The sequence below is a fragment of the Parabacteroides timonensis genome (assembly GCF_900128505.1).
Lineage (GTDB): Bacteria > Bacteroidota > Bacteroidia > Bacteroidales > Tannerellaceae > Parabacteroides > Parabacteroides timonensis.
The window spans coordinates 2175931-2197670 of the sequence record NZ_LT669941.1 but is presented as its reverse complement, the minus strand read 5'-3'; the positions used below and the strand labels follow the sequence as shown (position 1 = coordinate 2197670).

Annotated in this window: 15 protein-coding genes; 9 read left to right on the top strand and 6 right to left on the bottom strand. The window is 45.2% G+C overall.

Annotated features, from left to right (window positions below; genetic code table 11):
* The first annotated feature begins 14 nt into the window (after positions 1 to 14).
* The 4 genes from BQ7394_RS16425 to BQ7394_RS16410 are packed head-to-tail and all read left to right on the top strand — an operon-like array spanning position 15 to position 4290.
* Positions 15 to 1877 (top strand): endonuclease/exonuclease/phosphatase family protein, encoded by a 1863-nt coding sequence (locus tag BQ7394_RS16425; RefSeq protein ID WP_075558415.1) that lies wholly within the window; start codon positions 15 to 17, stop codon positions 1875 to 1877.
* A gap of 18 nt (positions 1878 to 1895) precedes the next feature.
* The gene (locus BQ7394_RS16420; protein ID WP_075558414.1) at positions 1896 to 3275 is read left to right on the top strand and encodes a nucleobase:cation symporter-2 family protein; all 1380 of its coding nucleotides are present in this window, start codon (positions 1896 to 1898) and stop codon (positions 3273 to 3275) included.
* Positions 3276 to 3281: 6 nt separating this feature from the next.
* Positions 3282 to 3848 (top strand): xanthine phosphoribosyltransferase, encoded by a 567-nt coding sequence (gene xpt, locus BQ7394_RS16415; protein ID WP_075558413.1) that lies wholly within the window; start codon positions 3282 to 3284, stop codon positions 3846 to 3848.
* Between the two features lie 28 nt (positions 3849 to 3876).
* Entirely contained in the window at positions 3877 to 4290 is a 414-nt protein-coding gene (locus tag BQ7394_RS16410) for a PaaI family thioesterase (protein ID WP_075558412.1), read from the top strand.
* 12 nt (positions 4291 to 4302) lie between these two features.
* Here BQ7394_RS16410 and BQ7394_RS16405 read toward each other — a convergent pair whose 3' ends face one another.
* The 6 genes from BQ7394_RS16405 to BQ7394_RS16380 all read right to left on the bottom strand — a co-directional run bounded on the left by BQ7394_RS16405 (position 4303) and on the right by BQ7394_RS16380 (position 11795).
* Entirely contained in the window at positions 4303 to 4827 is a 525-nt protein-coding gene (locus tag BQ7394_RS16405; RefSeq protein ID WP_075558411.1) for a histidine phosphatase family protein, read from the bottom strand.
* 1 nt (position 4828) lies between these two features.
* Entirely contained in the window at positions 4829 to 6139 is a 1311-nt protein-coding gene (locus BQ7394_RS16400) for an ABC transporter permease (protein WP_075558410.1), read from the bottom strand.
* Positions 6136 to 7062, bottom strand: a complete 927-nt coding sequence (locus BQ7394_RS16395; protein ID WP_075558409.1) for an ABC transporter ATP-binding protein — start codon at positions 7060 to 7062, stop codon at positions 6136 to 6138. The genes BQ7394_RS16400 and BQ7394_RS16395 overlap by 4 nt, the downstream gene beginning before the upstream one ends.
* 16 nt (positions 7063 to 7078) lie before the next feature.
* Positions 7079 to 9229 carry a DNA primase gene (dnaG, locus tag BQ7394_RS16390; protein WP_075558408.1) on the bottom strand — a complete coding sequence of 717 codons (2151 nt, stop codon included), beginning with the start codon at positions 9227 to 9229 and terminating at the stop codon, positions 7079 to 7081.
* A gap of 61 nt (positions 9230 to 9290) precedes the next feature.
* Positions 9291 to 10883 carry a DUF6377 domain-containing protein gene (locus BQ7394_RS16385; RefSeq protein WP_075560080.1) on the bottom strand — a complete coding sequence of 531 codons (1593 nt, stop codon included), beginning with the start codon at positions 10881 to 10883 and terminating at the stop codon, positions 9291 to 9293.
* A gap of 15 nt (positions 10884 to 10898) precedes the next feature.
* Complete coding sequence (locus tag BQ7394_RS16380) at positions 10899 to 11795, bottom strand: helix-turn-helix domain-containing protein (protein ID WP_075560079.1); 897 nt, start codon at positions 11793 to 11795, stop codon at positions 10899 to 10901.
* A gap of 244 nt (positions 11796 to 12039) precedes the next feature.
* Here BQ7394_RS16380 and BQ7394_RS16375 point away from each other — a divergent pair, with 244 nt between their 5' ends.
* The 5 genes from BQ7394_RS16375 (at position 12040) to BQ7394_RS16355 (ending at position 21737) form a co-directional block, all read left to right on the top strand.
* A complete protein-coding gene (locus BQ7394_RS16375; RefSeq protein ID WP_075558407.1) occupies positions 12040 to 13731 on the top strand; it encodes a carboxymuconolactone decarboxylase family protein in 1692 nt (563 codons plus the stop codon).
* Positions 13732 to 13740: 9 nt separating this feature from the next.
* The gene (locus BQ7394_RS16370) at positions 13741 to 14226 is read left to right on the top strand and encodes a cupin domain-containing protein (RefSeq protein WP_075558406.1); all 486 of its coding nucleotides are present in this window, start codon (positions 13741 to 13743) and stop codon (positions 14224 to 14226) included.
* Positions 14227 to 14581: 355 nt separating this feature from the next.
* Positions 14582 to 16426, top strand: coding sequence for a glycoside hydrolase family 13 protein (locus tag BQ7394_RS16365; RefSeq protein WP_075558405.1), 1845 nt, complete (start codon positions 14582 to 14584; stop codon positions 16424 to 16426).
* Between the two features lie 25 nt (positions 16427 to 16451).
* Positions 16452 to 18662, top strand: coding sequence for a glycoside hydrolase family 97 protein (locus BQ7394_RS16360; protein ID WP_075558404.1), 2211 nt, complete (start codon positions 16452 to 16454; stop codon positions 18660 to 18662).
* Between the two features lie 57 nt (positions 18663 to 18719).
* The gene (locus BQ7394_RS16355; RefSeq protein ID WP_075558403.1) at positions 18720 to 21737 is read left to right on the top strand and encodes a SusC/RagA family TonB-linked outer membrane protein; all 3018 of its coding nucleotides are present in this window, start codon (positions 18720 to 18722) and stop codon (positions 21735 to 21737) included.
* Positions 21738 to 21740: the final 3 nt, after the last annotated feature.

The window sequence follows — 21740 nt, the reverse complement described above, 5'->3', positions numbered from 1 at the left end:
TAAATTTGAATATCATGAAACACGGAACTTGGTTGATGGCAATACTTTTTATGTTGTTGCCGTTATGTAGTATTCATTCGCAGGAGAGTGCAAGGGAAAATAACACCTTGCGAATAATGAGTTATAACATCCGTAACGGGAGAGGGATGGATGATGTTTCTAACTTCCAACGTACGGCTGACGTAATCAATAGAGTTCGTCCGAATGTCGTCGCCGTACAGGAAGTGGACAGTGTGACGGGGAGAAGCGGACAGACCGATGTATTACGTGTATTGGCAGACAAGACACTAATGTATCCGGTATATGCCCCGGCCATTGATTATGACGGAGGGAAATATGGTATCGGTATGTTGAGTAAGGAGAAACCACTTAGCCATCGTTATATGTCTCTTCCTGGAAGAGAAGAAGAACGTGCTTTGCTGATCGTTGAGTTTGAAAAATATATCTATTGTTGTACCCACCTTTCCCTGACAGGGGAAGATCGTCTGGCTTCATTGGATATTCTTCGCAAGGAAGCAGCAAAAGCCAGTAAGCCGCTCTTTATTGCCGGTGATTTTAACGCTCACCCGGATTCGGAAGTCATAGAAGGCATACAGAAAGACTTTGTGATCCTGACAAATACCAAACAACCGACTTTTCCGGCTGATGAACCGACAGAAACGATCGATTATATAGCAGCTTATGCAAAGGATACTACGGCTTTTACACGCCTTTCCACTTGGGTTGTCGATGAACCGGCTGCCTCTGATCATCGTCCGATCGTAACAGATATCGTTTTCAAGCAACCGGCTGACAAGATTTTCCGCACGGAGCCTTATTTACAGAATCCTGTAGGAAACGGAATTACGGTTATGTGGCAGACTACTGTTCCTACTTACAGTTGGGTCGAATATGGTACGGATAAGAATCAGTTGAAGAAAGCGCGTACTATCGTGGATGGTCAGGTGATCTGCAACGATTTACAGAATAAGATCAGACTGAATGACCTGGAACCGGGCAAGACTTATTATTATCGTATTTGTTCACAGGAAATCATGCTTTACCAGGCTTATAAGAAAATCTTCGGAGAAACGGCTGTTTCCGATTTCCATACATTCACTTTGCCGGAATCATCTACTTCCGATTTTACAGCCATAATCTTTAATGACCTGCACAAACATTCTGAAACATTACAAGCGCTGTATGGCCAGGTGAAAGACGTTGATTATGATTTTGTCATCTTTAACGGCGATTGTATCGACGATCCGGCCAATCATGATGAAGCAACACACTTCCTTTCCGAACTGAATGAAACAGTCGGGGCTGCCGATGTACCTGTCTTTTATCTGCGTGGTAACCATGAGATCAGGAATGCTTATTCGATCGGTTTGCGCAAATTGTTCGATTATGTCGGCGATAAGACATACGGTGCGTTTAACTGGGGCGATACACGTATCGTGATGCTGGATTGCGGTGAAGATAAGCCCGATGACTTTTGGGTTTATTACGGTCTGAACGATTTTACAGCCCTGCGTGACGCCCAGGTCGGTTTCCTGAAAGAAGAGCTGGTATCCAAGCCATTTAAACAAGCTGATAAGCGCGTACTGATTCATCATGTGCCTATTTACGGCAAAGATGTAGACCGTTACAATCCTTGTCTGGAATTGTGGGGTGGTTTACTGGCCAAGGCACCGTTCAATGTATGTATCAATGCGCATACTCACCGTCATGCTTATTATCCGAAAGGGGCTGCCAATGGAAACAACTTTCCGGTCATTGTAGGTGGCGGTTACCGGATGGATGGTGCAACAGTTATGGTCTTACAGAAGAAAGGTAAGGAAATGACGCTGCGAGTATTGAATGCTAAAGGCGAAACCCTCGAGGATTTAAAACTGTAATACATATATAAAGTAAATATGAAGATTAACACTGAAGAGTTAGAAGAGACTATCATTCCGGTAAAAGAAACAGACCTGATTTACGGTATAGATGACCGGCCTCCTTTGAAAGAGGCTTTGTTTGCAGCCTTGCAACATTTGCTGGCCATTTTCGTCGCAATCATCACACCGCCTCTAATTATTGCCGGAGCATTAAAGCTGGATATTGAAACAACCGGATTTTTAGTGTCGATGGCCCTTTTCGCTTCCGGAGTGTCAACCTTTGTACAATGTAAACGGATAGGCCCGGTAGGAGCCGGGCTGCTCTGTATACAGGGTACCAGTTTTTCGTTTATCGGGCCGATCATTTCGGCGGGATTGGCAGGTGGTCTACCATTGATCTTTGGTGTTTGTATGGCTGCTGCCCCGGTAGAAATGGTTATCAGCCGTACTTTTAAGTATATGCGTACTATCATAACTCCGCTGGTTTCGGGAATAGTCGTCTTGCTGATCGGATTGAGTCTGATTAAGGTCGGTGTGGTTTCTTGTGGAGGTGGTTTTGCAGCTATGGACAACGGTACGTTCGGAAGTTTGAAGAATATCGGAGTTGCTGCAACCGTTTTGTTGAGTGTATTATTCTTCAACCGTTGTAAGAATAAATACTTGCGCATGAGTTCGATCGTTCTGGGATTATGTATCGGCTACGGACTTTCTTTTGCGTTGGGAATGGTAGATATGAGTGCTGCCGCTTCTCAGAATCTGGCAGGATTTAATATCCCCGTGCCATTTAAATACGGATTGGATTTTAATATATCTTCTTTTATCGCTATTGGTCTGGTTTACCTGATCACTGCGATTGAAGCTACCGGCGATGTTACTGCTAATTCTATGATTTCTGGTAAATCCATTGAGGGTGAGGGATATCTGAAACGTGTTTCGGGTGGTGTATTGGCCGACGGTGTAAATTCTTTTGTTGCCGGTGTCTTTAATTCATTTCCAAACTCTATCTTTGCACAGAATAACGGAATTATCCAGCTTACCGGCGTTGCCAGCCGTTATGTCGGTTATTATATAGCCGGAATGTTGATCCTGCTGGGATTATTTCCGATTGTGGGTGTGGTGTTCTCATTAATGCCTGATCCTGTTTTGGGAGGTGCAACCCTGTTGATGTTCGGTACTGTGGCCGCTGCGGGTATCCGTATCATCGCTTCGCAGGAGATTAACCGGAAGGCTACACTGGTTTTGGCTGTCAGCCTTTCTCTCGGATTAGGAGTGGAATTAATGCCTGATATCCTGAAAACGGCTCCGGAGGCTATAAAAGGTATTTTTGCATCCGGTATTACAACTGGCGGTCTGACCGCTATAATAGCCAACATTTTCATTCGTGTAAAGGAAGATAAAGAAGATAAAACACAATAAAAACAAATGGAATTACTTAAACAGCGTATTTTGCAAGACGGCAGATGTTATCCGGGAGGTATCCTGAAGGTGGACAGTTTTATAAATCACCAGATGGACCCGATGCTTCTGTATAAGGTTGCCGAAGAATTTATCAATCGATTTAAAGGAGAACATATCAATAAGATCGTTACGATCGAAGCAAGCGGTATCGCTCCGGCCATCATGGTCGGTTATATCCTGCAACTGCCGGTGGTATTTGTAAAGAAAAAGCAACCGAAGACGATGGAGAATATGCTGAGCACGGTAGTCCATTCCTTTACCAAAGACCGTGATTATTCTGTTTGTATCAGTAATAATTTCCTGACGGCAGACGACCATATCCTGTTTATCGACGACTTCCTGGCTTTCGGTAATGCAGCTATGGGAATGATCGACCTGGCTCAACAGGCTGGTGCGACGATTGCTGGTATGGGCTTTATTATCGAAAAGGCTTTCCAGGATGGAGGAAAAGCATTGCGAGAATCAGGTATCCATGTGGAAAGTTTGGCTATTATCGACAATCTCGACGATTGTAAGATCACGATCCGTTAGAAAGAAACCAACTAATTGAGTAAAGATAATGAATACAGAAGTAAAAGAAAGATTACTCGACAGAGTGAAAACCAATCCCTATGTAAACCATTTGGGGGTACAATTCACTACTGTCGAAGATGGGATCGTTGAGGCACGTATGCCCTTGCACGATGAACAACGCCAGTATAGCGGCGTTATTCATGGAGGTGTATTGGCAGCCCTGGCCGATACGATCGCCGGATTTGCCGCCTATACAATGACTCCGTTGGATAAAGATGTATTGACGGCAGAACTGAAAGTCTCCTTCCTGCGGGCAGCCTGGGGGAAAGAGTTGATTGCCAAAGGAACAGTGATCAAACCAGGACGGCACGTACATTTCAGTGAATGCGAGATTTATTGCGATGATAAACTCGTAAGCAAAGCATCCGGCACGTTCAGTGTCGTACAACCACAGGTATAGACAAAATCCGTTTTATATCGAAAAGCGCAGGCAAGCTGTGTTTTTCATAATCGGCAGCTTCAGGATATCCTCTTGCTGCCTTTTTTCTATCCGTACGATGATGGCACGGTTAAATCCCCCATGCCCGATAGCCAGGATACGTTTGCCCGGAAATTCGGTTTGCAGGAATTCCAGAAACTCTCCGGCTCTTTTATATAAAGCCTCCAGGCTTTCTACACTTTCTGGCAGGTTCTTGAAATCCATTTCGTTGGCAACCTTTCCGGTATAGATACCCCAGTCCATTTCACGGAGTAGGGGAGTCTGTACAGGTTCCAGCCCTTTACGACGGGCAACAGCCAGGGCTGTATCGTAACTCCGGGCCAGGTCGCTGCTGACAATCACGTCGATCTCTTCTCTTTCCAACAGGTCGGCAAGTTGTTCCGCCTGTTGTTTTCCCAATTCGGAGAGATGGCCGGGCATCTGCCCCTGCATGATGCGCAGTTTATTCTCTTCCGTCTCTCCGTGACGACTTAATATAAGCGATATTGTTGAAGTCATATTATTTATACTTGATCCATTTTACCATTTCCTTTATACTCGGTTTCTTTCCATACATCAGGATACCGACCCGGTATATCTTGGCTGATAACCAGACAATGCCGATAGCCGAAGCATATAGTAAAGAAACAGATAATAACTTCTCCCACAAAGGTATTTCAAACGGGATACGTACCATCATGACAATCGGTGATGTGAACGGTATCATCGAACACCAGAAAGCCAGCGGGCCGTCCGGATTCTCCATGCTGTAAATACCGGCGTACAATGCAAAGATCATAAAGATTGTAACAGGTGCCATAAACTGTTGCGTATCTTCCTGGCTGTCTACAGCCGAACCGATTGCCGCGAATATGGATGCATATAACATATAACCGCCAATAAAATAGATGATAAAGGAAATACCTATCTCTGCGATATTGATAGAATTAATAATTCCCATAATCTCATTACCGGAAGAAGAAGCCAATGCATTCGTATCCACCATTCCCATCTGGGGACCGGCTTGTAGGGCACTCATATCAGCTCCTCCCGAGAACATGAATCCTCCTACGCTAACCAGTACGGTCGTGATAATTCCCCACAGGAATACCTGTGTCAATCCGACAAAACCGATACCGATAATTTTCCCCATCATCAGATCGAACGGCCGCACAGAAGAAATCATCACCTCGATAATGCGGTTGGTTTTTTCCTCCATCACCCCTTGCATGACCATCGCACCATACATCATAATGAACATATAAATAATGAACGTGAATACCATTCCGATCACGGATGCTACGGTGGCCGACGACGTACTTTCCTGTCCGTCTTCGCTCCATTTGATGGTTTGTACATTAAAATTGATTTTACTTTCCCGGATGATCTCTTTCAGATTGGGGATGTTGAAGGAAGCAAGCTTTTCGCTTTCGAGTTGTTTACTTAATGTCTGGTTAACCAACCGGCTCAGTTCGACGGGGACCTGCTTCTCCGAGTAGAGAGTTGCCGCCTTGGGGTTGTTCAACAGATCGTCTGTAATACTTAGGAAGGCGAATATTTCCTTATCACTGTTCTGGCGATAGTCGTCTAACGTCTTGTCGCTATGGACGAAATGGTAGCTTTCGTTGTTTTCAAATAGTTGGGCATATTTCCCTGTCGTATCGATAATGGCGATATTACGAACCTCGTCTCCTTTGATAGTTGACAACCATAACGGGACGAACACCAGTGCTGCAAACAAAAACGGGGTTAATAGTGTAAGCAGGATAAACGACTTTTTACTTACCCGGCGCAGATACTCTCTTTTGATTATAAGTCCTATTTTATTCATGCCTGTGTCGTGTTTGTACCTGATACGGTGTTAATAAATATGTCGTTCATGGATGGTAACTCTTCGGTAAACGAGATAATTTCTGCCTGTCCCGATAAAGTGGACAGTAGAGCAGAGTTGCTGATACCTTCTGCCTTATGGATCTGAAATTCACGTATCCCGCTTTGTTCCTTTTCGGAAAGTATAGTAAAGATATCCGTCTGATCGTTTTGCAGGGATCTATCCGATGTGATGCATAAAGTAAATGTATTGTTCCGGAAACGGTTCCTTACTTCCGTTACATTTCCGGAAAGAACAACCTGTGAACGATTTATCAGGGCTATATTATCGCATATTTCTTCCACTGATGCCATATTATGGGTGGAGAATATGATCGTATGTCCTTTCTCCTTCAGTTCCAGTATTTCCTGCTTCAGCCGTTCCGCATTCACCGGGTCAAAACCGCTGAACGGTTCGTCGAATATAAGCAGTGCCGGTTCGTGAATAACGGTAATGATGAATTGAACTTTTTGTTGCATCCCTTTCGACAACTCTTCCAGTTTCTTGTTCCACCAGGGCATGATGTCGAACTTTTCGAACCATTGCGTTAGGCGTTTACGGGCCTCCTGGTAGGATAAGCCTTTCAATTGTGCCAGGTAGATAGCCTGTTCGCCGACTTTCATTTTTTTATAAAGACCACGTTCTTCCGGCAGGTATCCGATCTGGTATATATCCTCCGGCTGCGATTCACGTCCGTTGAAACGAACGATCCCACTGTCGGGAGCCGTGATACGGTTGATGATACGGATTAGTGTGGTTTTGCCGGCACCATTAGGTCCGAGTAGTCCGAATATCTTTCCTTCGGGTACCTGGATGCTGACTTTGTTCAAGGCAAGATGATTGGCATACTGTTTGACCACATCTTCCGTTTCCAAAAAGTTCATAGGCTATAAGTTGTTGTTACATTTTTAATACGATACGTTCTCCCAATTCTTTACTCAATACATTCTTTATCTCGTTCAGGTGAGTCAGCTTTCTCATCAACTCGAACACCTGATCTTCATTCCCTTTCAGATGTGCTTCCTTGATGCCTAGCTGGGTCTCTTTGATCTGGCGTATGATATAGGCATCCTTCATGGCATATATTTCACGAATAACCAGCTGATCCAGTTTGTCCTCTTCCTGTTCCAGTTCACGATACTTGCTGTGATATTTGCTCAATTGATATTTTTCGCTGATCAGGTTCGCTGCCAAACGGCTGACGTTCGGGTCCGGATGGGCCAGGAAGTAACGGTTGGCGATAAATCCCTCGTTCTTGCATCTCTCGGCAGCTTCGTCGAGCATATTTTTGAAGATCGGGGTATAGAAAGTCAGATCGTCACGTTCCAGGTCGTAACGGATATATTCGGCTACATGCATAACGATATGTTCGTTTGTTTCTTCATCCACATAGTCGAACAAGACTTTCTCGCCATAACGCACGATATATTTCAGCAGCGTAAGTTCGTACACCTCATAAGGCGAACGTTTCGGCTGGGCGGCGCGAACCGCTTCCGGCGGTTGTACCGGCGGAAAATCGGGTGGCGGCATATTCATGGGGCCTGTCTCTCCCGCCGGATATTCTTCCATGGGCGGAGGAGGAGGGGGCATATCGTCCGGTAATGATGGCATTGCTCCGTCCGATGGCGGCAAAAAGCTATCCTCTACGATCGGCTGGTAACCGGGAATATCCGGATATTCCGGTATCATACTCATCGTATTGGATACCGGAGGTGTGGACTGTGTCTGGTTGTTTTGCCTTTCTTCCTTATTTAAACGAATTTTGTTTACCTCGTTCAGCAACACCTGTTCGTCTATCTCCATCATCGCACTGCATTCGCGAATATAGATGGAACGGGCTATATTGTCGGGGATGATGGCTACCGTGCGGATAATATCCGTGATCAACGATGAACGTTTGATCGGGTCGTTGCCTGCATCATCCAGTAATAAGCGGGTTTTGAAACGGATAAAGTCCGTTTCGCTCTGTTTGATAAATTCGGCAAACTGGCTGGCATTGTGTTTACGGGCGAACGAGTCAGGGTCTTCACCGTTAGGCAGCAGAACCACTTTGACGTTCATTCCGTCTTCTAGCAGCAGGTCGATACCGCGTAGGGCGGCTTTGATACCGGCGGCATCACCGTCATATAATACGGTAATATTATTGGTGAAACGATGTATAAGCCGTATCTGTCCCTGTGTAAGAGCCGTACCGGACGAAGCGACCACATTCTCTATACCCGCCTGGTGCATGGAGATCACATCGGTGTAACCTTCTACCAGGAAGCAACGGTCTTCCTTCACCATCGCCTGCTTGGCGAAATAGATACCGTATAGTTCGTTACTCTTGTGGTAAATCTCACTTTCCGGCGAGTTGACATATTTGGCTGTCTTTTCGTCTTTTTTGAGCACGCGGCCACCGAAAGCCACCACTTTACCGCTCAACGTATGTACGGGGAAGATCACACGACCACGGAAACGGTCGTTCACCCCTCCGTTATCGTAAACAATGACTAACCCTGTTTTTTCAAGGAATTCTTTTTTATATCCGCTTTTTGTTGCCTCTTTATACAAGGCATCCCGTTGGTCGAGACTGTATCCGAGTTGGAATTTGCGGATGGTGTCTTCGCGAAATCCACGTTCGGCAAAGTAGCGTAGTCCGACTGTTTTCCCTTCTACATGTTCGTACAGCTGGGTGGAAAAGTATTGTTGTGCCCATCCGTTGACGATCAGCATACTTTCGCGGTCGCTGCGTTTTTGCTTTTCTTTATCGGTCAGTTCCCGCTCCTGTATCTCGATGTTGTATTTCTTGGCAAGATAGCGCAGGGCATCGAAATAGTTCAGCTGTTCATGCTTCATGATGAAGTGAACAGCCGTGCCGCCTTCGCCACAGGCGAAGCATTTGCAGATATTTTTGGCCGGAGAGACGTAGAAAGAGGGTGTTTTATCAGTATGAAAAGGACATAATCCTACATAGTTTATCCCTCTTTTACGCAGGGTAACGAATTCTGAAACAACATCCACAATGTTTGCAGTGTCAAGTATCCGGTCTATGGTAGGTTGATCGATCATTTATTTATTTCCTTCCTTATAATAACGGAAGGCAAATGTAGTGATTTTATTTGGAAAATGATTATAAGGTTGCCACCTGTTGTTCAAACTCATCTTTATTCAGTGCCTTGCTTCTTACCTTGCTTCGGTAGGAGTAAACCGTAGCCAGCGAATATCCCAGGAAATGGGCGATATTGCTACTGTCGTTTATTCCTAGCCGGATCAGGGCGAAGATGCGCAGTTCGGTCGACAGGATTTCGCCGGATTTAGGATATAGTTTTCCCTCTTCCGTCATCAAACCGTTGAAAGATTCGGTGAAGCGGGGGAAGAGCCGAAGAAATGACTTGTCGAACTCATTATAGAAATTTTTCCGTTCATCGCGTATGAACTGTTCGGACTTGATCGTCTTGAACAGATCATCCAGTTTGGAGGCCATTGCCAGTTTGGCGAGCGAACGGCGATACGTATCCAGTTTGTCCAGATAGATGACGCATTGGTTCAGGTAGAGTGCGATGTATTCTTCTTTTATTTTGCTAGCTTGGCTCAGTTCCTTGTTGATTTCCTGCAGCTGCTCGTTGGCGGCACTGACTTTCTTACGCATAAGCGACAGCTTTTTCATCTGGCGGTAAAGGTAGAAAATCGTGATCAATAAGAGGAATGCCATCAGGCTGATGCTGATCAGCAGGGTACGGGTGATCTGTTTCTCTTTTTGTATTTTCAGTTTATATACTTTATCCACGATCGGGAAAAACTCGGTCACTTCCACCGAGCGGAGACGGGCGTTGCAGGCAACCGCATCTTCCATCGAACAGCTCAGGTATTTGTATGCCCGTTCGATATCTCCCTTTTCAAACATCAGTAACGCCAGTTTTTGCAGGGATATGTATTCACGTTTGGCTGCTTTCAGGTCACCGATCGCTGTTTGTGCCAGGTAATAGATTTGTTTTTCCGTATCTCCTTTTTGGGCGTATGCCTGGGATAGGTTATATAATATGTATATAGCAGATTCTGTTCCTTTGGCCTTTTCGAGTTCTTCGTTCATCAGGCGGATGGCTTCGTCGGGATTGCCGTTTACGATCAGCTGGTCTGCCAGTACGATATTATGGTCGGTTTCGTCCGGGGTAACCGCCAGGATCGAGTCGCGGTAAGCGTTTGTCTGGGCGATATATTTATGACGGTCGTTTGTACGGGTGTAGTCGGCTATCCAGCCATAAAAGGTGCGGCAGGTATAGTAATAATAAAGTAATGACCTTTCGCTTAAATCTTCTCTTTGTATTTGTTCCAGTTGTTCGGGTACTTCGTTATAAAGACCCATGATACCGAGAACCTCTGCCCGGGCTATCCGCAGATCGTTCTTATAGGACGAATTGCGGAGTGAGTCGATCAAAGTCTCCCTTCTTTCCAGACAATGCAGAGCCGAGTCTGCCTGAAAATGCAGATAGATACCGAACAAAGTTCCGTAAAGCTCATATTTATTTTCCAGCGAAGAGGTCGCCTTCAACAGACTTTTAATGCTATCGGCTTCCTGTTCCCGTTGCTGCTGGAAGACCGGTTTCTGTGCAATCGTGCGATCCAGTTCTTTTAACAGGGCTAGATTCGTCTTGTCTTTTTCAGAAGCATAAGACAGCTGAAAACAAAACAGAAACAGAAGAATGGCTGATATCGTTTTAGTCATAGGAGTGTTTTTCATTTACAATGTTCTGTATTCATTCGGTGAATATCCAACAACACGCTTAAATGCCTTGCTGAAATATTGCGGATATTGATATCCCAAAGCATAAGCGACGTCACTGATTGATTTAGTCGGGTCGGTGAGTAGTTCTTTCGCTGTATTCATTGTTTTCGACAAAATATATTCTTGTGCGGAAGAACCTGTTTCTTTTTTGATCAGGTCTCCGAAATAATTAGCTGATAAGTGCAGTTGATCTGCGCAGTAAGCTACTGTCGGCGTTCCCAATAATTGAGGCTTATCCGATGTGAAATAGTTGTTCAGTAACGCTTCGAAAATAATGAGCGTATCCTTGTTTTCCTTTTTACGGGTCATGAACTGGCGGTCATAAAACCGGCTGCAATAGTTAAGCAACAACTCAATGGCTGAGGCGATAATCTGGTTACTGTGCTTGTCCGTCGCTCCCTGGATTTCCTCGTCGATCTTCATCATGCAATCAATAATGGTCTGTCGCTCCTGCTTTGAAAGGTGCAGTGCTTCATTGACGGCATAGGAAAAGAATGTATAGTCCTGTATGTGGCGTCCCAGTGGCGTACTATGTAATAATTCGGGTTGAAAAGTCAGCCACCATCCTTTGGGTTGGAACTCTTCGCCCGTATCATCGTTTCCGATCACTTGTCCCGGTGCGGCGAATACCAGTGTCTCTTCTTGAAAATCGTAAAAATTCCGACCGTATTTAATCAGGTCGGCGCACTTAATGTCTTTTAGATAAATGACATAGAATCCGATATTTTTACGGGTATGGTGCAACGGTTTGATTTTCGACGCATCGATCACACTTACTAAGGGATGGGGAGTTTCTATACCCAAAAAGTCATTGTAGTCTTTGACTGTATTTAGTTTTATAATCTTCTCCATGATAGCTTGTTTCATTGTTCCTTTACAAATGTAAGAAATATCTTCGGGTTGTCTGTTCCGATCTGTAATAATTATACGCATCACATCCTCGGGCGGTATAGTGCTGTGATTATTGTCCTGCATATCGGGCTGCAAGGATAAATCCGTAATAATTATCCTTTAATCTGTAATTTATAACCGGTCGGTATGGAAATACCGAATTAATTTTGCATCAGATAAAACAGGTAAATAAAACTTCAGGATTATGAAAATAGAATCAAAATTTATGATGGCCTTGTTCTGTATCCTGTTTTGGTACGGAAATGCAGCCGCACAAACTTCTAAAGAGGAACAAACGATGAACAACAAACGACAACACATTGCAGAGATCGCCACTCTTGTGAGCAGGGGAGACCTCAATCAATTGAAACCGGCTCTCGTTACAGGTCTGAACGACGGCATGACTGTCAATGAACTCAAAGAAGTAATGGTACATACCTACGCCTATTGCGGATTCCCGCGGGCATTGCGCGGACTGCAAACGCTCGTCGAGGTACTCGATGAACGTAAGGCAGAAGGTATCAAGGAAAATTGGGGGCGTGAAGCGTCAACGATCACCGAGACCCGTAGCAAATATGAACGGGGACGGGATATATTGGCCGAAATATCGGGTGTGCCAGCCGATGCACCGAAAGCCGGCTATGCTGTATTGGCTCCTGAAATCGAAGTGTTCCTCAAAGAACATCTTTTTGCCGACCTTTTTGAGCGGGACGTATTGACCTATTCTGAGCGTGAACTGGTTACCGTTGCTGTAATCGCTTCACTTGGTAAAGGAGTGGAGCCAATGTTGCGCAGCCATATGAATATAGCAATGAATGTCGGTATCACTTCCGACGAGTTGCGTAGTTTGCTTGGAATTGTTGAGAAAAACATCGGTCATAGTGAAGCTGATGCCGGACGGTTGGTACTGAACGAACTATTGCAAAGCAAGGGGCTGTCTGTTTATTCCGCTGCCCCGTCCCGCTCATTGGGAAATGGAGTGAAAGTGCAGAAAGTTACTTTCCACAACCGTTTTCTGACAGATATTGCTGGTGACCTTTATTTGCCGGAAGGTTACGATGGAACAAAGAAGTATGCCGCCATCATCGTCGGTCATCCTTTTGGTGGTGTAAAAGAGCAGACATCGGGACTTCATGCCCGTAAGCTGGCGGAACTCGGTTATGTAACGTTGGCTTTCGATGCCTCTCACTATGGCGAGAGCGGTGGTTATCCGCGTCATATCGAATCGCCGGAAGTGCGGGTTGAGGATTTCAGCGCAGCGGTCGATTTCTTGTCGAACCACTCGGCTGTCGATGCCGATAAAATAGGTGTCATCGGTATCTGTGGGGGTGGCTGCTATTCTGTAAGTGCCACACAGATCGATCACCGCATCAAGGCACTTGCCACAATCAGCATGTACGACATGGGGCGTGCCCGCCGTCGAGGTGTTGGAGATTCGCAAACGTATGAGCAACGTATGGCAATCCTCGATGCTATCGGCGTTCAGCGCACGGCTGAATATGGTGGTGCTGCACGTAAGGATATCCGTGCCCTGCCCGAGAAGGTCGATGCTTCGACGCCAAAGTTTGCGATCGACTTCCTCGATTACTACGACAATCCGGAGCGCGGACAGCATCCAAACTCCACGGGTTATTATTCCTACACGAGTCTTGCACCGATGATGAACTTCTTTCCTTTTGTGCAGATAGAAACCATCTCACCGCGCCCGATACTTTTTATTGTGGGTGAGAATGCTGTATCGGCCTATTTCTCTGAAGATGCTTATGAGAAAGCGGCTGAACCGAAAGAACTGTTTGTCGTGCCGGGAGCTACACACGTGGATTTGTACGACCAGCCGGAGTATCTGAAAATCACGCTGCCCAAACTGGACAGTTTCTTCAAACAATATCTCAAATAAAAATCCGACATGAAAAAGATTCTGTTTTTATTATTATCGGTTGCAGTACTCGCTGCTTGCAACCTAAAGCAGTCAGATAAGGTTGAAACTACTCAACCGGACACTTCTGTATCCATATTTCCTAAAGGCAACGTTATTGAAGGAACTAATTTCAACGGTACGGCTTACCTTCAACGGTTGATGACCGACAGTGAAACTTTCGATGTTGTGGTATCGGACGTAGTATTTGAACCGAAAGCCCGCAACAGTTGGCATTTGCATCCGGGTGGTCAGATTCTGATCGCCACTGCAGGTAAAGGTTACTATCAGGAAAAAGGGAAGCCTGTACAGGTATTGCATCCCGGTGATGTCGTTGCCATTCCGGCTGATGTCATACATTGGCATGGAGCGGCTCCTGACAGTGGCTTCACTCATATAGCCGTTAATACGAAAGTTCATTTGGGAGCTACCCAATGGTATGAACCCGTAACTGACGAAGAATATAACGATAAATAAATATCTAAAAAGACTGAATATGAGAAGGTGATTTCTATTGCTCACCATCCCGAATTCCCTAAAAACTCGTTTTAAACGAACTGTAGCCTCGTTTAAAGCGAGTTTTCGTTCGTTTAAAACGAGATTTGGGCTCTTGGGCTGATCGGGGGCGATATTACCTCTATAATTAATGAATATACTCCCTATATTGTACTATAATTCTTTCTAATCCGTTTTGATTTTTGCCCTGTTTGCTTGAAGCTATATGTCTGTTAATCAGCAGAAAGATGCTTTTAAGAGTTTTGATTTTTTTTCTAGTAAAAGTTTTCGGTTGACTAACCCTCTACATTTGCTTCCGTTAACAAACAAATCATCCATGAAACAAATTATTATTACGATTGTATTATGTCTGACCTTCAATCTACCCGGAATATCGGCTTTGAATGTTCAGAAAACAGAACCGGCATTCTGGTGGTCCGGCATGCAGAATACCGAGTTGCAGATTTTATTATACGGTAACGATATCTCCACAGATAATATATCTCTGTCGGCTTCGGATATCCGTATCAAAGAAATTGTCCGGTTAGAAAATCCCAATTACTTATTAGTATACTTGGATTTGACGGAGACGACTCCGCAACAATTCGATATCATTTTGAAGAAGGACGGTGAGCAGACCGTTATTCCTTATCAGATCAAAGACCGCAAAGACAGTCCTGCCGGTGCAAAAGGTTTTGATGCTTTCGATGTATTATATCTGATCATGCCCGACCGCTTCGCGAATGGCAATCCCGACAACGACCGTGTTACGGGAATGTTGGAAAACAAGGTAGACCGTTCCGATTCTTTCGCCCGTCACGGAGGTGATATTCAAGGAATAGAAAATCATCTGGATTACTTTACCGATCTGGGTGTGACAGCTATCTGGTTGAACCCTATCCTGGAAAACAACATGCGCGAAGGTTCTTACCACGGCTATGCGATCACTGATTATTATGCCGTCGATCCGCGTTTGGGTAGTAATCAGGACTTCTGCCGGATGGTAGATGCTGCCCATAATAAGGGTTTGAAGATTGTGATGGATATGATCTTCAACCATTGTGGCAGCGAACATTTCTTCTTTAAAGATAAACCGTCCGACAACTGGTTCAACTTCCAGGATAATTACACACAGACTTCTTATCAGACTATGCCGCAAATGGATATACACCGTTCGGATTATGACAAGACGAAAAGTGTGGACGGCTGGTTCACTGAATCCATGCCCGACCTGAACCAACGCAATCGTCATGTGGCTACCTATCTGATACAGAATAGTATCTGGTGGATCGAATATGCCGGAATAGACGGTATCCGTCAGGACACACATCCGTATGCTGACTTTGAGATGATGGCACGCTGGTGCCGGGCGGTCAAAACGGAATATCCTGATTTCAATATTGTCGGCGAAACCTGGCTTGGCAGCAATGTGGGTGTTTCTTTCTGGCAGGAAGACAGTAAGGTGGCTTATCCTCGCAATTCTTATTTACCTACCGTGATGGACTTTCCGTTGAATGGTCTGATGTCGTATGTTTTCGATGAGGAAACGAACGAGTGGGACAGAGGGCTGGCGAAGATTTATGATTATCTGTCACAGGATATTGTGTATGCCAATCCGATGAACCTGTTGGTATTCCTGGATAACCACGATACCTCACGCTTCTATAAAACGAAACCGTCTTCCGACCTGAACCGTTACAAACAGGCACTGGCTTTTCTGTTGACTGTCCGTGGGATTCCCCAGATCTATTACGGAACAGAAATATTGATGGCCGGTGATAAAGCGAACGGCGACGGTGTTTTGCGTAACGATTTTCCCGGAGGCTGGAAAGGAGATAAAGTAAATGCGTTCACCCCGGCAGGACGTGATTCGTTGCAGACGGAAGCATTCGCCTATATGCAGAAACTCCTTCGGTGGCGTGCCGGAAATGAGGTGGTCGCCAAAGGTTCCTATACACATTTCATTCCGCGCAACGGTGTTTATGTCTACGAAAGACGATTGGGTAACCGTTCCATTGTCGTTTTCCTGAACGGTACGGATGAAAAGAAAATGCTTGACCTTGCTCCCTACCGGGAAATTCTCCCTGCTTCTTCGGCTAATGAGTTGCTGAGTGGCAAGAATATCCGGTTGGATTCTTCCCTGTCTCTTTCTGCAAGAGATGTTGTGATCCTTGAATTTTAATGTTAATATAAATCATAAAAACACCATGAAACGTAGTATTTTATTTTTGGCCGCATTGTTCGGCTGCTGTGCGGTGTCATACGCCCAACAATTACTTTCACCGGATGGAAATCTGAAAATGACTTTCAAGCTGGATGAAAAGGGTGCACCGGTTTATGACCTGAGTTATAAACAGAAAGAAGTGATCAAACCCAGTAAACTAGGGTTGGAGTTGAAGAAGGAAGATGCGGATGCCGCTGTCGACTTCGAGTTCAAACAACGCAAAGATGTTGCTGCGTTGGATAAAAAGACGAACCTGTATGACGGATTTAAAATAACGGATACCCGCACGGTTGCTTTCGATGAAACTTGGCAACCGGTATGGGGGGAAGAAAAAGAAATTCGTAATCAGTATAATGAACTGGCCGTTACGTTGGATCAACCGGCAAACGACCGTTCTATCGTTATCCGTTTTCGCCTGTTTAATGACGGGTTGGGTTTCCGTTATGAATTTCCCCAGCAGAAGGAGCTGAATTATTTCGTGATCAAGGATGAAAAGTCGCAGTTTGCCATGGCGGGCGACCATAAGGCGTTCTGGTTGCCGGGCGATTACGACACACAGGAATACAGCACGATGACTTCCCGCCTGAGCGAGATCCGCGGGTTGATGAAAGAAGCCGTTACGCCTAACTCTTCACAAACGCCTTTTTCCCAGACTGGCGTTCAGACACCGTTGATGATGAAATCGGAGGATGGTTTGTATATCAACCTGCATGAGGCAGCTTTGGTAGACTATTCTTGTATGCACCTCAATCTGGATGATAAGAATATGGTCTTCGAATCCTGGCTTACTCCGGATGCAAAAGGGGACAAGGGGTATTTACAAACGCCGTGCCAGTCTCCGTGGAGAACAGTTATCGTGAGTGACGATGCGCGTGACATCCTGGCTTCACGCATCACTCTGAATCTGAACGAACCTTGTAAACTGGAAGATGTTTCCTGGATCAAGCCGGTTAAATATATCGGTATCTGGTGGGATATGATCACCAATAAAGGAACATGGGCTTATACGGATGAGTTGAGCAGTGTCAAATTGGGCGAAACGGATTACACAAAGGTGAAACCGAATGGTCGCCATTCAGCCAATATGGCTAATGTGAAACGTTATATCGACTTTGCAGCTGCCAATGGTTTCGATGCTGTCCTGGTGGAAGGATGGAATGAAGGTTGGGAAGACTGGTTCGGAAAGAGTAAAGATTATGTGTTCGACTTCGTAACTCCTTATCCGGATTTCGATGTACAGGAAATCCACCGTTATGCGGCAAGCAAAGGTATCAAGATGATGATGCACCATGAAACTTCGGCTTCCGTACGTAACTATGAACGCCATATGGACAAAGCGTATCAGTTCATGGTAGACAATGGATATAACAGTGTGAAAAGCGGTTATGTAGGTGATATCATCCCTCGCGGCGAACATCATTACGGACAGTGGATGTGTAACCATTATCTGTATGCCGTAAAGAAAGCTGCTGATTATAAGATTATGGTAAACGCCCATGAAGCCACCCGTCCGACCGGCCTGTGCCGTACGTACCCGAACCTGATCGGAAACGAATCGGCTCGCGGAACCGAGTATGAATCGTTCGGAGGTAATAATGTCGACCATACCACGATCCTCCCGTTCACCCGTCTGATCGGTGGCCCGATGGATTATACACCGGGTATTTTCGAAACACATTGCAGTGCGATGAACTCGTCGAACACCTCACAGGTACGTTCCACGCTGGCACGCCAATTGGCTCTTTACGTAACGATGTACAGCCCGCTTCAAATGGCTGCCGATATTCCCGAACATTACGAACAATATGCCGATGCTTTCCAGTTCATCAAAGATGTTGCTCTCGATTGGGAAAAATCCCTTTATCTGGAAGCCGAGCCGGGCGATTATATCACGATTGCACGTAAGGCAAAAGGTACAGGTGACTGGTTTGTCGGTTGTACGGCAGACGAGAACGGGCATGACTCACGTCTTTCTTTCGACTTCCTCGAACCGGGTAAGAAATACATCGCAACAGTATATGCCGATGCAAAAGATGCCGACTGGAAAAATAATCCGCAGGCCTATACTATTAAGAAAGGACTGTTGACAAACAAGAGCAAATTGAATTTGAAGGCTGCCAGCGGTGGTGGCTACGCGATCAGTATCTGCGAGGTGAAAGAGCTGAAAGATATAAAAGGGTTAAAAAATCTATAAGGTATAAGGATTGTTAAGGTTATTAAGTAAACTTGTAAAGAACTTAAATTTAAGCACATGAAACGTTTAAGGTTTAAAGCTTTGTTGATACTCATCGCAGGCTTGTGTATGTCCATCTCTGTGTTTGCCCAGCAAATAACAGTGACTGGAGTTGTGAAAGATCCTACAGGAGAACCGGTTATCGGGGCGAATGTCATTATAAAAGGGACAACGAACGGTACTGTCACCGATGTAGACGGTCAGTTTATGTTGTCTGCTTCCAAAGGTCAGATCCTTTCCGTATCGTTTATCGGATATAAAGCATTGGAACTTCCGGCTGCTGCCAACATGAATATTCTTTTGGAAGAAGATTCCCAGATGTTGGAAGACGTAGTCGTGATCGGTTACGGTACAGTAAAGAAAAATGATGCCACCGGATCTGTCACTGCCATCAAACCGGACGAGAAGAACCGGGGATTGCAGGTCAGTCCGCAGGATATGTTGATGGGTAAAGTAGCAGGTGTCTCTGTTGCCTCTTCTACCGGACAACCGGGTTCGTCTTCTACGATCCGTATTCGTGGAGGTTCTTCTTTGTCAGCAAAGAATGACCCGTTGGTTGTTATCGACGGTGTGATTATGAGTAATAGTGCTCCCGACGGGTTAAGTAACCCGTTGAGCACGATCAATCCGGCTGATATCGAATCTTTTACAGTCTTGAAGGATGCCTCGGCAACAGCAATTTACGGTTCTCGTGCGTCGAATGGTGTTATCATCATCACGACAAAGAAAGGAAAGAGCGGCAGTGTGAAGATTAATTATAGCGGAAATGTATCGATCAGTACCAAGCGTAATAAAATGGATGTGATGAGTGCCGATGAGTTCCGCGATTATATCACAAATTCACCGAGTACAACAGAAGGAATGCGGACTGCATTGAACCTCTATCCGGGGGTCAGTACAGACTGGCAGGACGAAGTGTTGCGCACTTCAGTCTCAACCGATCATAATATCAGTGCGTATGGCTCTGTAAAGGAATTTATGCCTTATCGTGTCTCTTTCGGATATACCGATCAGAACGGTATTCTGAAAACATCCAACTTTCAGCGTTATACGGGAAGTCTTTCGTTGACTCCGACTTTCTTCAACGATCATCTGCACGTAAACCTGAATGGTAAAGGTGTTTATATTAAGAACCGTTTTGCTGATACCGGCGCCTTGGGCAGTGCTGTCGCTTTCGATCCTACCAAGCCGGTATATAATAATAGTAAGTACGGTGGCTTTTTCACTTGGACTGGTGATTATACGCCTGACGGAACAAGGTCGACTTCAGCCGGTGTCAACCCGGTCTCCATGTTGGAAATGACTAACGACCGTTCAACGGCAAAGTCTTTTATCGGAAATGCTCAGTTCGATTACAAACTGCATTTCTTACCAGACTTGCGGTTCAATATGAATATGGGTATCGATTATGCCTCCGTAGAAGGTAAAAAATATGTCGATCCGAACGCTCCCGGTTCTTACCAGCCGGACGACGATGCCACCGGAAGCAACCGTATCTATAACAGTTCACATAATAACAAACTGTTCGATTTCTATGCTCAATATGCGAAAGAATTGCCTTCATTGGCCAGCCGTTTCGATATCATGGCCGGATATTCTTACCAGAGTTACCGTACTAAAACAGACAATGTGACTTACTATCTGTCCCGCAAACCCGAAACATTCGGACAGAATACAACAGTAAGTAATGAGTTTAAGGAAACAGATACGAAATATGTACTTGCATCTTTCTACGGTCGTATGAACTATTCGCTGATGGAAAAATACCTGTTGACTTTCACCCTACGTGATGATGCTTCTTCCCGTTTTGCCAAGAACAAGCGTTGGGGACTATTCCCGTCACTGGCTTTGGGTTGGAAGATTAACGAAGAAGGCTTCATGAAAGATTTCAGTAATTTGGATGAACTGAAACTGCGTTTAGGCTGGGGTGTTACCGGACAGCAGGATATCAACCAGGGCGATTATCCGTACCTTTCTTTCTATCGGGATGGAAAAGGGGGAGCTATGTATCCGACTTATGATGCTGCAGGAAACGTTACCTGGGTAAATGTAATGGCTCCGACTGCCGCCAACCCGAATTTGAAATGGGAAACGACGACGACTTACAACGTCGGTTTCGACTATGGTTTCCTGAACGGCCGGATCACCGGTTCTGTCGATGGCTATTTCCGTAAGACAAAAGACCTGATCAATGCGGAAGTAAACGTTCCGGCAGGTACCGACTTTGCCGAGTATGTCGTATCGAATATCGGCTCATTGGAGAATAAGGGAGTTGAGTTTTCTATCAATACCCGCCCCTTCGTAAGCCGCGATTTTAGCTGGGATCTGGGATTTAATGTAGCTTACAACAAAACAAAGATTACGGAACTGACCTATAACGATAACTCGGACTCTCCAGGTAAACGTTACGAGTCGACAGGTGGTGATGGAGGTTTACGCCTGAAAATCCACAGTGTCGGATATGCACCGGGTTCATTCTATGTATTCCAGCAGGTTTATGATGCCAATGGAAATCCTATCGAAGGAGAATACGTAGACCGTAACGGTGACGGTGTGATAACCGACAACGACCTGTATCGCTATAAGAACCCGGTGGCAGATGTCCTGATGGGCTTTAACTCAAAATTTACTTACAAGAATTGGGACTTCGGTTTCAACGGACGTATCAGCCTGGGTAATTACAACTTTAACGCAACGGCAGCCAATGCTGCATTGGGCGTCAACGAATTGTTCGGAAACAATGCGTTGAGTAATAAACCTACATCGGTATTGAAAACCGGCTTCCAGTCACGTCAACGTTTGTCCGACTACTATATCCAGAACGCATCATTTCTCAAGATTGATAATATTACATTGGGATATAATGTAGACCGGTTCCTGGTAAAAGGCTGTAACGCCCGTTTCTATGCAACCGTACAGAACCCGATCATCATTACTAAATATGACGGTCTCGATCCTGAAGTGAACGACGGTATGGATAACAACGTTTATCCTCGTCCGGTAACTGTATTGTTCGGTGTTAACATTAATTTCTAAAAC

Coding starts and splice junctions, on each gene's coding strand:
- BQ7394_RS16425 (WP_075558415.1), top strand. CDS start 15: ATGAAACACGGAACTTGGTTGATGGCAATACTTTTTATGTTGTTGCCG.
- BQ7394_RS16420 (WP_075558414.1), top strand. CDS start 1,896: ATGAAGATTAACACTGAAGAGTTAGAAGAGACTATCATTCCGGTAAAA.
- xpt (WP_075558413.1), top strand. CDS start 3,282: ATGGAATTACTTAAACAGCGTATTTTGCAAGACGGCAGATGTTATCCG.
- BQ7394_RS16410 (WP_075558412.1), top strand. CDS start 3,877: ATGAATACAGAAGTAAAAGAAAGATTACTCGACAGAGTGAAAACCAAT.
- BQ7394_RS16405 (WP_075558411.1), bottom strand. CDS start 4,827: ATGACTTCAACAATATCGCTTATATTAAGTCGTCACGGAGAGACGGAA.
- BQ7394_RS16400 (WP_075558410.1), bottom strand. CDS start 6,139: ATGAATAAAATAGGACTTATAATCAAAAGAGAGTATCTGCGCCGGGTA.
- BQ7394_RS16395 (WP_075558409.1), bottom strand. CDS start 7,062: ATGAACTTTTTGGAAACGGAAGATGTGGTCAAACAGTATGCCAATCAT.
- dnaG (WP_075558408.1), bottom strand. CDS start 9,229: ATGATCGATCAACCTACCATAGACCGGATACTTGACACTGCAAACATT.
- BQ7394_RS16385 (WP_075560080.1), bottom strand. CDS start 10,883: ATGACTAAAACGATATCAGCCATTCTTCTGTTTCTGTTTTGTTTTCAG.
- BQ7394_RS16380 (WP_075560079.1), bottom strand. CDS start 11,795: ATGGAGAAGATTATAAAACTAAATACAGTCAAAGACTACAATGACTTT.
- BQ7394_RS16375 (WP_075558407.1), top strand. CDS start 12,040: ATGAAAATAGAATCAAAATTTATGATGGCCTTGTTCTGTATCCTGTTT.
- BQ7394_RS16370 (WP_075558406.1), top strand. CDS start 13,741: ATGAAAAAGATTCTGTTTTTATTATTATCGGTTGCAGTACTCGCTGCT.
- BQ7394_RS16365 (WP_075558405.1), top strand. CDS start 14,582: ATGAAACAAATTATTATTACGATTGTATTATGTCTGACCTTCAATCTA.
- BQ7394_RS16360 (WP_075558404.1), top strand. CDS start 16,452: ATGAAACGTAGTATTTTATTTTTGGCCGCATTGTTCGGCTGCTGTGCG.
- BQ7394_RS16355 (WP_075558403.1), top strand. CDS start 18,720: ATGAAACGTTTAAGGTTTAAAGCTTTGTTGATACTCATCGCAGGCTTG.